General features: G+C 67.5%; 10 protein-coding genes. 3 read left to right on the top strand and 7 right to left on the bottom strand.

What is annotated here, in order from left to right; translation table 11 throughout:
• Positions 1-152: 152 nt before the first annotated feature.
• The 3 genes from IH09_RS17825 (at position 153) to IH09_RS17815 (ending at position 3,243) form a co-directional block, all read left to right on the top strand.
• Positions 153-1,223, top strand: coding sequence for an AAA family ATPase (locus IH09_RS17825; protein WP_110952392.1), 1,071 nt, complete (start codon positions 153-155; stop codon positions 1,221-1,223).
• Complete coding sequence (locus tag IH09_RS17820) at positions 1,220-2,317, top strand: ParB/RepB/Spo0J family partition protein (protein ID WP_110952391.1); 1,098 nt, start codon at positions 1,220-1,222, stop codon at positions 2,315-2,317. Before IH09_RS17825 ends, IH09_RS17820 begins: the two co-directional genes overlap by 4 nt.
• Before the next feature lie 308 nt (positions 2,318-2,625).
• On the top strand, positions 2,626-3,243 hold the full coding sequence (locus tag IH09_RS17815; RefSeq protein ID WP_052857282.1) for a GNAT family N-acetyltransferase: 618 nt from the start codon (positions 2,626-2,628) through the stop codon (positions 3,241-3,243).
• A gap of 73 nt (positions 3,244-3,316) precedes the next feature.
• Here IH09_RS17815 and trxA read toward each other — a convergent pair whose 3' ends face one another.
• The 7 genes from trxA to IH09_RS17785 form a co-directional block, all read right to left on the bottom strand.
• Positions 3,317-3,643, bottom strand: coding sequence for a thioredoxin (trxA, locus tag IH09_RS17810; RefSeq protein WP_052857281.1), 327 nt, complete (start codon positions 3,641-3,643; stop codon positions 3,317-3,319).
• 47 nt (positions 3,644-3,690) lie between these two features.
• Positions 3,691-4,665 (bottom strand): thioredoxin-disulfide reductase, encoded by a 975-nt coding sequence (gene trxB, locus IH09_RS17805; protein ID WP_052857280.1) that lies wholly within the window; start codon positions 4,663-4,665, stop codon positions 3,691-3,693.
• Positions 4,666-4,782: 117 nt separating this feature from the next.
• The gene (locus IH09_RS37370) at positions 4,783-5,715 is read right to left on the bottom strand and encodes a hypothetical protein (RefSeq protein WP_110952390.1); all 933 of its coding nucleotides are present in this window, start codon (positions 5,713-5,715) and stop codon (positions 4,783-4,785) included.
• A complete protein-coding gene (sigM, locus tag IH09_RS37365) occupies positions 5,712-6,422 on the bottom strand; it encodes an RNA polymerase sigma factor SigM (RefSeq protein WP_094793622.1) in 711 nt (236 codons plus the stop codon). Before sigM ends, IH09_RS37370 begins: the two co-directional genes overlap by 4 nt.
• Positions 6,423-6,800: 378 nt before the next feature.
• A complete protein-coding gene (locus IH09_RS17795) occupies positions 6,801-8,513 on the bottom strand; it encodes a protein kinase family protein (RefSeq protein WP_052857278.1) in 1,713 nt (570 codons plus the stop codon).
• Between the two features lie 107 nt (positions 8,514-8,620).
• Positions 8,621-10,840, bottom strand: coding sequence for a murein biosynthesis integral membrane protein MurJ (gene murJ / locus IH09_RS17790; protein ID WP_052857277.1), 2,220 nt, complete (start codon positions 10,838-10,840; stop codon positions 8,621-8,623).
• Between the two features lie 46 nt (positions 10,841-10,886).
• Positions 10,887-13,196 carry a DUF6049 family protein gene (locus tag IH09_RS17785; protein ID WP_190233327.1) on the bottom strand — a complete coding sequence of 770 codons (2,310 nt, stop codon included), beginning with the start codon at positions 13,194-13,196 and terminating at the stop codon, positions 10,887-10,889.
• Positions 13,197-13,347: the final 151 nt, after the last annotated feature.

Genomic DNA, 13,347 nt, shown 5'->3' with positions numbered 1-13,347 from the left:
TGAAACGTCGTTCTCTGCTGCAAGGGATCATCGGCCGTGGTCGGGCGGCTGCTGTGCCGCGTGGCCACAAGCCCACCAGGGTGAGGAAAGTATCCACAGAAGTGGATTCCTCCACAGGAGAGCGGACCTCGCTGGTTCACGACGCCGAAAGCATGGCAGGCTCTGAACATTCCGAGCCTGATGTCGAGGAGAGTGAATCCTTGCGGTCCGACGCCAACATCGCGGGCCCGATGACCGATCCGGTCCCCGGTCCCCGTAGCGAGTCGTTCGGGGACGACGTTTCACGTGAAACGCCGCCCCCGATGGACGACACCCCGATCGGTCGTGCAGCTCAACTGGCGGTAGAGACACTTGGCCGCGCGGGTGAGGGGCTGCCCCGGCCCGATCAGACACGGGTCATGGTGGTTGCCAACCAGAAGGGCGGGGTCGGCAAGACCACGACCACGGTGAACCTGGCAGCCTCGCTGGCCCTGCACGGTGCTCGAGTTCTGGTGATCGACCTCGACCCGCAGGGAAATGCTTCTACGGCTCTGGGCATCGACCACCACGCCGAAGTGCCGTCCATCTATGACGTGCTGGTGGAGAGCAAGCCGCTCTCCGACGTGGTGCAGCCAGTGGTGGAAGTGGAGGGCCTGTTCTGTGCGCCCGCCACGATCGATCTGGCCGGCGCCGAGATCGAACTGGTCTCGCTGGTAGCGCGCGAAAGCCGGTTGGACCGGGCCATCAAGGCGTATGAACAGCCGCTGGACTACATCCTCATCGACTGCCCGCCCTCGCTCGGCCTGCTGACCGTGAATGCTCTGGTCGCCGGCGCCGAGGTGCTGATCCCGATCCAGTGCGAGTACTACGCGCTGGAGGGCCTGGGACAGCTCCTGCGGAACGTCGATCTGGTGCGGGGGCATCTCAACCCCAAGCTCCATGTCTCGACGATTCTTCTCACCATGTACGACGGACGCACCCGCCTGGCTTCTCAGGTCGCTGACGAGGTGCGCAGCCACTTCGGCAACGAGGTGCTCCGTACGAGCATCCCCCGCTCGGTGCGTATCTCCGAGGCACCCAGCTATGGGCAGACGGTGCTCACCTATGACCCAGGATCCAGTGGGGCGCTGTCGTACCTCGAAGCGGCCAGAGAGATCGCGCTGCGTGGAGCTCCCCGGGCCGAGAGCCGGGGACTCAGCATCACTTATGAAGCACAGCACAGCATGTCGGAGGGGACTCAGTGAGCGAACGACGTAGAGGGCTGGGCCGTGGGCTCGGTGCGCTGATCCCCGCGGCACCGCAGAGCACGGACCATGCCGGGCTTGCGGTGGGCCGGGGAACGACGTCACCGACGGCCGTACCGGTATTGACCCCGGAGCGCGGAATTGCGGCAGCCAAGGTCGCATCTCTGCCGACGAACGATGTTTCCCGTGAAACGGAACCAACGACCGAGCCGGAGAAGTCAGCGGCGGTATCAGAGGTCGCGGGCGCGCACTTCGCCGAGGTGCCTCTGGACGCGATCAAGCCGAACCTGCGGCAGCCGCGGGAGTACTTCGATGAGATCGCGCTCGCAGAGCTGGTCGCCTCCATCCGGGAGGTGGGTCTGCTACAGCCGGTGGTGGTCCGTCAGACGGCACCGGAGAAGTACGAACTCATCATGGGCGAGCGCCGCTGGCGGGCGTGCCGTGAGGCCGGGCTGGAGAGGATTCCGGCCATCGTCCGGGCCACGGGCGACGAGAAGATGCTGCTCGACGCGCTTCTGGAGAACCTTCACCGGGCACAGCTCAACCCCATAGAAGAAGCAGCTGCTTACGACCAGTTGCTGAAGGACTTCACGTGCACGCATGACGAACTGGCCGACCGGATCGGGCGTTCGCGTTCGCAGGTTTCCAACACACTGCGTCTGCTGAATCTCCCGCCGTCCGTACAGAAGCGGCTCGCGGCAGGAACAATCTCTGCCGGCCACGCCCGTGCGCTGCTCCCCGTGGACGACTCCGAGGAGCAGGAACACCTCGCGGGCCGCATCGTGGCGGAGGGACTCTCCGTGCGCACGGTCGAGGAGATCGTGAAGGTGATGGGGCCGAGTCGTAAGAGTGGGGGCAAGGCCAAGAGGCCCCGTGCGGGTGCCCTGGTGTCTCCCGCCCTCACCGGTCTCGCCTCCCGGCTGTCCGACCGTTTCGAGACCCGGGTAAAGGTCGACCTCGGTCAGAAGAAGGGAAAGATCGTCGTTGAGTTCGCGTCGATAGACGATCTGGAGCGCATCCTCGGCACGCTCGCCCCCGGCGAAGGACGCGTGCTGGGGCAGTCGCTGACTCAGGAAGGCGACGACGAAGGCTGAGCCGACCGCTTTGGCTCAAGGGCGGGCCGTGTTCCGGAGTCCATACCGGAACACGGCCCGCCTTTGCTCTCTGGGCGCTATCCGCGCCCGTAAAGGGTGGATACGATGCGATCGGGTATGGCACGCATCCACGTGGAGACACCTCACATCGAGGAGAGGGCCATGCGATCGGTGAACCGCACCGGAACGTGGGCAGCGGGGTTCTGCCTCGCAGTCCTCGGAGGCTTCGTCGGCGGTCTGCTCAGAGAACGGGCGGCGCTGACGGCGTTCCGCGGTGCGGCCGGCGAGGGAAGTGAGGACCTGGCTTCATGGGCCGACGGCTCGTACCACTCACGCTGGACAACCTTCCGGATCTCCCCAAGCGCTGCCGCTCCTGCGTCTTCTGGGAGCTCGACCCCGTCAGCGGCGAAGCCGCGGTAAAGGCGGGCCGACCCGAGCTTGAGAAGGAAGCCTGGATCTCGGCAGTGCTGCTGGAGTGGGGATCCTGCGGGCGGGTGGTCTATGTCGACGATGCGCCCGTCGGGTTCGTGATGTATGCCCCGCCTGCTTATGTCCCGCGGTCCATGGCCTTTCCCACCAGCCCGGTGTCGCCGGATGCGGTACAGCTGCTCACCGCGTGGCTGCTCCCCGGCTATCAAGGACAGGGGCTCGGGCGAGTGATGGTGCAGACGGTGGCCAAGGACATTATCCAGCGCGGCTTCAAGGCCATCGAAGCCTTCGGAGACGCCCGGTGGAACGGGCCGGCGTGTGTCCTGCCTGCCGACCACCTCCTCGCGGTGGGCTTCAAGACCGTACGTCCGCACCCGCGGTACCCGCGGCTGCGGTTGGAGCTGCGGACCACGATCTCGTGGAAGGAAGATGTCGAGCTGGCCCTCGACCGCTTGCTGGGTGCCGTCCAGAAGGAACCTGCCCTGCGGCCCCTGTAGCGGCAGCGAACAGAGAACGGGCCCGCCCCCTTGAAGGGACGGGCCCGTTTCACGTGAAACGTAGCGGCGTGCCTCAGACGAGGTAGTCCGCCAGATCCCGCTGGATCGCCGCCTTCGGCTTGGCACCCACGATGGTCTTCACGACCTCGCCGCCCTGGTAGACGTTCATGGTCGGGATGGACATGACGCCGTACTTGGCGGTGGTCGCCGGGTTCTCGTCAGTGTTCAGCTTGGCGATGACGATCTCGTCGTGCTCGGCGGCGATGGCCTCCAAGGACGGGGCGACCTGGCGGCACGGGCCGCACCAGGTGGCCCAGAACTCGACCAGGACAGGCTTGTCGTTCTTGAGGACGACCTCTTCGAAGTTGTCGTCCGTCACGGTTACCGTGGCGCCGGCCATGGCAATCTCCTTACTGCGTGGGTGAGTGGGAAAGCGGGGGTGCGAGGTCAGACGGAAGCGACCTTCGCCGGCTCACCGGCGGTCTCGCCATCCGCGAGCGCCGCGAGGAACCGCTCGGCGTCGAGGGCTGCGGAGCAGCCCGTGCCCGCTGCGGAGATCGCCTGCCGGTAGGTGTGGTCCACGACGTCACCAGCGGCGAAGACGCCCGCCAGGTTCGTACGCGTGCTCGGCGACTCGACCTTCAGGTAGCCCTCGTCGTCCAGGTTCAGCTGGCCCTTGAACAGTTCCGTCCGCGGGTCGTGGCCAATCGAGATGAACAGGCCGGTCGCCGGGAACTCGGACGTCTCGCCGGTCTTGACGTTGCGCAGCGTCAGACCGGAGAGCTTGTTCTCGCCGTGGATCTCGGCGATCTCGCTGTCCCACACAAACTTGATCTTCGGGTCGGCGAAGGCACGCTCCTGCATTGCCTTGCTCGCCCGCAGGGTGTCGCGGCGGTGGACGATCGTGACGGTCTTGGCGAAGCGGGAGAGGAACGTGGCCTCTTCCATCGCCGTGTCGCCGCCGCCGACGACGACGATGTCCTGCTCCTTGAAGAAGAACCCGTCGCAGGTGGCGCACCAGGAGACGCCGCGGCCGGACAGCTCGTCCTCGCGGGGCAGGCCGAGCTTACGGTGCTGCGAGCCGGTGGTGACGATGACGGCCTTCGCCCGGTGCACCGTGCCCGCGGTGTCGGTGACGGTCTTGATCTCCTCGGAGAGGTCGACCGAGACGATGTCGTCCGGCACGAGCTCGGCTCCGAAGCGTTCGGCCTGAGCGCGCATGTTGTCCATGAGGTCCGGACCCATGATGCCGTCGCGGAACCCGGGGAAGTTTTCCACGTCGGTGGTGTTCATCAGCGCACCGCCGGCGGTGACGGCACCTTCGAAGACGAGTGGCTTCAGGGACGCGCGGGCGGTGTAGAGCGCTGCGGTGTAGCCCGCGGGCCCGGAGCCGATGATGATCACGTTGCGGACGTCGCTCACGGGTGTCTTCCTTGTCTCTGCCGACTGCTTGCTGGGGGCACTCTCGAAACTCTCACCCCACCCAACGGATCCTACGGGCCGGGCATTCCCGGAGTGCCGCAGTGCACATCCCGCCGCTCAGTCTCGCTGGTACGAGTGGGTCAGCAAAATCTTTCCGGGAACAGGCGGAGCGGCAGAGACGCAGGAGGACGCGACGACATACGCCGAGACGCGTGAGGGGTCGGACGGATGAGGCAGCACGACGAGGTAGGCGTCCTCCCCACCGTAGACGCTGTGACTGGCTGCGAGCGGTGTCTCCGTACGGCCGATGCCTTGGCGCACACACGAGGGGACGGTGTCGGCACTGCCACGTAGCGGAGTCTCGGGGGAGCTTCGGGTACCGATATCCGGAGACTTCCGTGACCCCTTCGAGGCGAGCAAGTCGTGGACGTGTGCCCCGAGGGTCGCGGAGGTCAGTCCAGCCGAACCGCCCGCGCTCTTTTCAGCAGCCGGGGCGTGCCGGACCGGAGAGCCTCCCTGGCTGCCGTCACCGGTGGCGTTCTGGATCAGGATGCCACCGACGCCCAACACTGCTGCGGCTGCTGCGGTGCCGAGCAGGACCCTGGGCCAGCGTCGCAAACGGGTCCTGCGGCCCCCTGAGGTCTGACGGCCCGGCCCGGATGCACCCCGCGGCCGCCCGCTCGGCCGGCCGGGCGCTGCACTGACGATGGGCGAACCGGACTCGGTTTCACGTGAAACCGGGGCGGAGACTGTGGCTGTTTCACGTGAAACCAGCGTCTCGTTGGAGGGCAGGGTGGAGTCGAGCAGGACCTCGGCAGCGAGCGCGGCATCGATGCGCCCGGCTACATCGGCCGGCATCCGCGTCGGGCCCGGGAGCGTGCCGAGCAGACCCCGAATTTCCTCCAGCGAAGCGTAGACGTCTTCGCACAGCGCACAGGCGGCGAGATGGTGGCGCAGTGCAGCGGCACGGGACGGTGAGAGCAGGCCATCCGTGAGATCGGAGATCTCGGAGACCTCCGGGTGCTCACCGGTGTCGGTCGTCGACGTCACGCTCGCCCACCTCCGCCCTTCACGGCACCTGTGTCATGCGGTCCTGCCGTCGGTGGGACGGATGGCCCCTGCGCCGGGTTCCTTCCCCCGCTTCTGGCTCTGCTATCCCCGTTGTCGGTGCGCAGATGGGTGACCAGGGGCAGAAGCCGGGTACGGCCCCGTGCACAGCGGCTTTTCACCGTGCCGGTCGGGACACCGAGGATCTCGGCGGCTTCGGCGACCGGGTAACCCTGCATATCGACGAGCACGAGAGCGGCGCGCTGCTCCTCAGGCAGTGTGCGCAGCGCGCCAAGCAGCTCGCGGTGCAGATCCCGGCGCTCAGCAGGCATGGCGGCGGATTCGTGCGGCTCAAGAATTTGTTCGAGGTGCTCGGTTTCGGCGATGGGCGAGGTGCGTCGGGAGGCGGCCTTACGGGCCCGGTCCAGACAGGCATTCACCGTGATGCGGTGCAGCCATGTCGTCACGGCTGATTGGCCGCGAAAAGTGTGGGCCGCACGGTACGCGGAAACCAAGGCATCCTGGACGGCATCGGCGGCTTCTTCGCGATCACCAAGAGTGCGGATCGCCACCGCCCAGAGTCGGTCGCGGTGTCGTCGGACGATCTCCCCGAAGGCGGCGGTGTCGCCTTTCACGTGCATGGCGAGGAGATCGGCGTCGGTCGGTATCGAAACCTCATCGCTCTCGGTGGACACGGGCCCCCCGGCCATAGCTACCTGATCTCGCGTCCCATTGAAGCCCGCCGTGCTACGGAAGTAAATGATCCGCCCGAGCGCAGCTCGGGCGGATCAGATGGTCGAAGCGTGTCGTTCTTGAGCGGTGGAGCCAGTGCACAGGGGGCGCAAAATTCCCATGGCTGCGTATTGGGGAACTCGGCTCGGTCGCGCTGTCCGGTGCGGAACGGAATTCCGGTTGCTGCAAGTGGTGAAATTGATGACTACGGCGAGTGAAGGCCATTCTTTGCGATGCGATGACGATCGCATCTGGACACTCACGGACACGACCCCCGTGGGGGAGACCGGGGAGGGCTGGTTCAGCGGCCGGCACCGGAAGACTCCGCCGCCGGCGGTCGCCGAGCCCACCCCCCGTCAGCTGTCGAAGGAAACCTCTGTCACACCCTGCTTATAGCCGCTGTCGCTGTAGTCGTCCCGCTCCGAATGGGGCATCGCGGTGATCCACATGAGGACGTAGCGTGCCTTCGTCGGCTCCTTGAGCTTGATCTTCGCTTCGGTCTCCGAAGTCTGGGTTGTGCCGAGTTTCCGCATGGAACTCAGCGGCTCCGACGAGGAGAGCGAATTGGCTGCGTAGAGCGTCACGGTGGTGTGATCGCCGCCGTAGTGCAGCCCGATCGACGCGCTGCTTATCTGCTGCTCCGAGCCGAGGTCGTAGACGATGCCCACGCCCTTCTTGAAGGCCGGATTCAGGTCCGGTCCCTCGAGATAGCTCACACTGCGCCAGTAGGTGCCGGGGTTCCCGTCGTAGGTGTCCCGTACCTGGTCGGGGTGTTGCGGCTTGCCGTCCGGGTAGTACTCGGTGGCATCAACGATCTTGATCGGCTTGCTGACGTGCTTCTTCGGCGCGTGGTTCTCCGCCTGCGAGTTGCCCGATCCCTCGTGTTCGCCTTCCCGCTTGAGCAGCGTGTCCGCCAGCTGCCAGCTGCCCAGCCCCAGAGCCGCGATGAGCAGCGCGGAGACGGACCACTTGAGTGCCTTGCCGGTGCGGCTCTGCAGCGGAGGCGGCGGAAGGGGAACGGGCGGTGCCGACTGGCCGGTGCGGGACTGCGGCTGACCATAGGTGCCCTGCTGAAAGCCGGTGCGCTGGTAGGGCGGCGGAGTGGAGAAGGCCGTCTCGGGAGGCCGGATGCGCGGCATCGCCGCGACGGCCTTGGCCAGTTCCTCCGGGGTGGTGCACGGCTGTTCCTGGCGGGACGCCGTGGCACCGTCATTGACCAGCGCGCGCATGGCGAGCTCGGACAGCCCGCGGTGCACTCCTGCCCGTACCTGGTCGGGAGCGATCAGACCGACGTCCTTCGGCAGGCCGGAAAGGCCGTAGGCGTCGCTTTCGTACGGCCAGCGCTGGGTCAGGGCGGCGTACAGGAGCGCGCCGATCGCCTCGGTGTCGGTGCGCTGGGGGTGCTCGGAAGTGATACCGCGCAGCGCGGCCATGACGGCGAGACCGCGGATGCGGTACTGCCCGGACTCCGTACGCAGCACCGAGCCGGGGGTGATCCGCAGATGCGACAGGCCCTCGCGGTGCGCGGCGGCCATGGCCTGCGAGATCTGGCTGACGAGCTGGTAGGCGTCGTGCGGCTCCATCGGGCCGTTGGCGAACACGGCGGAGAGTTCGATGGCGTCCGGCAGCCATTCGTGGACGACGTATACGAGATCGTTTTCCTCGACGGCGTCGAGGACCTGGACGAACCGGGGGTCACCGAGGAGCGCGGAGGACCGGGCGGCGGACAGCACCGGGCGGGCCCGTGGGTGGTCGGCCGGCAGGATGTGTACCCCGACGGCCCGGCGCAGCTTTTCGTCGACCGCACGCCAGCTACTGAATCCGTCCAGACGGGTGACGCACTCCTCAAGACGGTAACGTCTGGCGAGCTTATGGCCGCTGTGCAGCTCCGGCGGCTCCGCTTCGGGCGCCGTGGCACGCTTCTCGTCAGTGCGTGCGGCGTCCTTTTCCGTGCCGGATACCTTCTCGGCCTCTGCACCGTCGTCCGTGGCCTTACCCGCCTTGGCGGTCAGCGGTTCCTCACCGCTCGTGTCGGCCACGCCGACGGCAGCCGTGCTCCGTTCCGCCACCGTCGTTCCTGCCTCCCCATCCGATGCAGGCTCAATGAGCCAAGACAATTGTGCCCACAGTCCGCCACTATGCACGACACACGGTGGCAGGCGATGGTTGTGCCCGCTCAGCGCCCCAGCTTGGCTCGGACCATGCCGACCAGGGCGTTCAGCTCTTCGATCCGCATCTTGCGAGCGGCGACGTAGAAGACGGCCAGAAGTGCGACACAGCCGCCGATCAGGGCGGCGAGCGAGCCGAGGAACTCGCTGCCGAGCACCTGCATGATGCCGTACACCACGGCACCGGAGACGATCGTGGCCGGAATGCTCGCCCCGGCCAGCCGCGCGTATGTCCGGACGATGTGCGCACCGTCCAGGTCGCCGCCCATCCGCTTGCTCAGACGGCGCCAGGCCACACCCACACCGATGATGTACGCCAGCCCGTAGGAGGCCGCCATGCCGACCACGGCCCAGCGAGCGGGCAGGAGCAGGAAGCAGAGGGCGGAGGCGGCGGCGTTGACTGCCGCGACGATCACCGTGTTGTAGAAGGGGGTGCGGGTGTCTTCGTACGCGTAGAAGGCACGCAGAATGACGTACTGCACCGAGAACGGAATCAGGCCGACACCGAAGGCCATCAGCATGTAGCCCATCGGAATCCCGGCGCCCGACGAGCCGTAGACCAGCGTGCAGAGCGGGATGCCGAGGGCGAGAAAGCCGAACGAGATCGGGACGATGGCGACCGCGGAGGTACGAAGCCCCTGGGACATGTCGTCCCGGACGGCTCCGGTGTCGCCGTCATGGGCGGACCGTGCCAGCCGCGGCAGCAGCGCCGCCATCACGGAGACGGTGATGATCGCCTGCGGCATGTTCCAGATCAGCTGCGCGCTGGCGTAGGAGATGAAGCCGGTGCCCGGGTGGCCCTGCTGGGCGGCGGTGTTGCCGGCCCAGGTGGAGAGCTGGGTGACGACGAGGACGCCCGCCTGGTTGGCGAGGACGAACAGTACGGTCCACTTGGCGAGCTTGGCGGCCTTGCCCAGACCGTGTCCGCGCCAGTCGAAGCGCAGCCGCAGCTTGAAGTCGGCGTCGCGCAGGTACGGGATCATCGCCAGCGCCTGGACGACGAGACCGAGGAGTGTGCCGATCCCCAGCAGCCGGATGCCCTCGGAGGGGATGGTGGTGACGCCGATGTGGGAGGTCTTCGCGGAACCGTAAACCCAGATGAACAGGCCGAACGTGGCGATCATGACGATGTTGTTCAGGACCGGGGTCCACATCATCGCGCCGAAGCGGCCACGGGCGTTGAGGATCTGTCCCATCACGACATGCAGGCCCATGAAGAAGATCGTGGGCACGCAGTAGCGGGTGAACGCGACGGCGACTTCGTTGGCCGCCGGATCGCGTGAGATGTCGAAGGAGACCAGTTTCACCAGGAGCGGCGCGGCGAATACCGCCAGCACCGTCAGCGCCCCGAGGATCACGACCACCAGCGTGAGCAGCCGGTTGGCGTACGCCTCGCCGCCGTCCTCGTCCTCCTTCATCGCCCGCACGAGCTGGGGGACGAAGACGGAGTTCAGACCGCCGCCGATGGTCAGGATGAAGATCATCGTTGGTAGCTGGTAGGCGACCTGCCAGGAGTCACCGAGCACGGCACCGCCGAGCGCGGCGACGATCAGCGCCGAGCGGACGAAACCGGTGAGGCGGGACACCATCGTGCCGGCGGCCATCAGCGCGCTGGACTTGAGCAGGCTGGAGGCACGACCGCCGGAAGACTTGCCAGCCACCGCCACGGGAGCGGGTTCCGGCGCCGGCGCGGACTGCTGCGATACCGCCTCCGTCCCCGGCTCCCCGCCGGCCGCGGAGGGGACGGACGGGGGCGCTGCGGGGCGCTGCGGCTCGTAGGACCGTTGCTGCTGGTCCCGGAAGAGATGCGCGAAGGCATCGGGTTCGGGACGCTCGTCGGCGGCCTGCGTGATCAGATCGTCGACGCCCACGAACTGCGTCGTCGCGGCAGCGTCGCCGTACGGGAGATGGCGGGTCGGGCCCTGCGGCTCGGGCGGCGGAGGCGAAGCCCACAGCTGCGGGTCGGGGGTGTGCTGTGGTGCGGGAGGCTGTTGATAGAGCGGTTGCGGGGCCTGCCCCGGGGGCGGCGGCGGGTGCGCGGCGCGGTCGTACAGCGCCTCGGCGACCGGATCCTGGGCCGTCGGATCCTGGGCGCGGTGGGGGTTGTTCCGGTACGCGTCCTGGACATAGGGGTCCTGGGCTGCGGGCACCTGGGGCGTCGGAGGGACCGGCTCCGTGGGATCGCCACCGGCGCCCCGGCCGCGGTCACCGTCGTACGGCGCATTCATCGCTGCCCCACCTCATCCGTCCCCGGCCATCCGGCCCCGCCATCTATCAACGGTCCACTTTCTCACCTGAGCCGGACGGGTCCGGGTTTTCCGAACCGGTGTCCGGCGTGGGGTCACTCGGCTGCTCGGGCTTGTCGCCGTCCGTGTCACCGTTGTCGCCGTCCGTGCCTTCGCCGTCATCGGCGCCGTCCGGGCCGTCCTCGCTGCGTCGGGACGCGGCGCGCTTGCGCTGGAGGTAGATCCGCACGCCGGCGAGGACGAGCAGCAGTACGCCGCCCGCGATGACGAGCATGACCGTCGCGGTGATCTCGGTGACGTTCACCTCGAAGGTCATCGGGTCACCGTACGGCTTGCCGTCTGCGGCATAGAGCTGGGCCTTCACCCGCACGGGACCGTTGGCGTTCGCCGTGGTGTCGAACTTGAACGACTGGCTGTGCCCGCCGTCCACCTTGATCCGCTGCGCCTCGCCCGCATCCAGTCGGTTGGGCTGATACGAACTCAGCTCCAGCGTGAGGTTCTGGACGCCCTGGAGGAGGTTGTTCTGGACCGTCACCGGGATCGTCGCGCTGCGCCCGGAGAGGGTCGCTTCCGACTTCTGGATCAGGTGCACTTTCTTGGTCAGGCTGTCGAGATAGCTCCGGACTGAGGTACGGAACGCGGCGGCGCCTCCGGCGTCCCCCCGCCACTGCGTCGACATCTCGCGCATTATGGCGGTGCCGAACGGGGTCACCACGCGCTCCGGCTGGGACAGGATCACCCGGAAGTCGTCCAGTGCGGACTGCGTGTCCTGGATCTGCCGGAAGGCGTCCGCCGGCAGCTCCTGCTTGCGCAGTGCGGCCGGGTAGTCGGCACGGCTCGGCACACTGCGGGCGGCCGCCGGATCCGGCTCGGCCTTGGCCGCGCCACTGAGGTTCAGCGGTTGTGTCCAGCGTCCGGATTCCAGGGCCCGCAGCGCGGTGGCCATCGCGTGCGCCTGGCTGACCGAGGGCATGCGCTGCGGTGCGACGACGATGCTGCGCTGCCGGTCCGGCTCCTGGAGGGTGATCATCTGGGTCTGGGCGAGGAATTCCTGGACCGCGTGCGTGGCATTCCCGGCCTGCGACATATCGCCTTCGAAGGCCCGGGAGAGCCCCTCGTCCGCGACGATGGCGGTGTTGCCGCTACCGATCGGCCGGGCCGCCGTCGGGGTGTAGGACAGCCCGCCGGACTCCGTCAGGCTGTCGCTGCGGGTGATGACGTTGTGCGCGCCCGCCGAGGTGGCGACATCGACGATCGATGAGTCGATCGCTCCGTCGACGGGCCAGGCGAAGTCGGTACGCGGTTTGACTCCGAGAATCGTGTCCACGGTCTTCCCGGCGAGCTCGGTGGCCGGACCCAGGTGGCTGAGCGAGCTGGGCACGCTCTTGCCGTGGTGGGCGAGCGAGGCCAGGTCGGGGTCGGCGAAGGGCAGCGCGACTACCTCGTGCGTCTTCACCGCGTCTTCGAGGTCGTTCAGCCACTGCTTGGCGACCGCCTGGTTCTTGCCCGCGGGGCCGTCCGGACCGCCGATCTTGTACGACTTCGTCATCGCATCGACCGTGGCGAGCAGATCGGGATCGATGACGAAGGTCACCGGCAGATTCTTGGCGAGCGCGACCATCTGCTGGAGCCGCCCGCCGGGCGCGATCTCCGCGGCGAGGTCGTCGTTGCGGAAGACCGGTGTCTGCTGGGCGTCGGCGATGGTCTCGGCGGTGAGGTGCGTGGGGGAGGTCAGCGGCCACAGGTAGGTGAGCTGGGTCTTTTTGTTGGTATCGGCCTGTTGCCAGGGCAGGAAGGTTCGGTCGATACCGAGTACCTGCTCGGAGGGCGCGGTCCGGGTGCGCCCGGAGAGAGAGACACCGAGCTGATACACACCGTTGTCGCCGAGATCGAGGTCTTTGACCGGCACGCTGACGGCGAATGGCTGGCTGACACCTGGTTCCAGCTTGTCGATCTTCTGACTGTGCCCTTCGAGCTCCGGGCCGTCCGCGCCGGGCGAGTAGCCGGTGCGCTTGGCCGCGCTGTCGATGGAGCTGCGGTCGCTGATCGACGGGCCGCGGCGCATGTCGAGATGGGCGTCGGTGATCGTGGAATTGCCGTCGTTGGTCAGTGTCCCGGAGAGCGTGACCGTGTCGGCTTTGGCGGGGGTGGACGGCGACACCGCATCGATGGTGACGTCGACCGTGCGGGAGCCCGTCGGGGCCGCCTGCACTGAGGGGGCGTGCGGGACCTGGATCAGCCCCACGAGCAGGGGCACTCCGGTGACCAGTGCCGCGGTCCTGCGCAGCCATCGACCGCGCGGCCGTTCAGTCCCCTGGAACCCTGCCGCCTCGGCCACGCGCTCGCCCGTCCCTCGTCGTCGTCAGTGGTCGTCGGAATGTGCGTCCACGAATGGTAACGAGGCCCGCTGTGACGTAGTGCCGCGGACTGCTCCACATGATCGTTGGACAGCGGGCCGGGCGCCTGTCCCCTTATTAAGGTGACGCTTC

The organism is Streptomyces celluloflavus, from assembly GCA_000720995.1.
Lineage (GTDB): Bacteria > Actinomycetota > Actinomycetes > Streptomycetales > Streptomycetaceae > Streptomyces > Streptomyces celluloflavus.
This window is presented reverse-complemented; position numbering and strand designations above follow the sequence as displayed.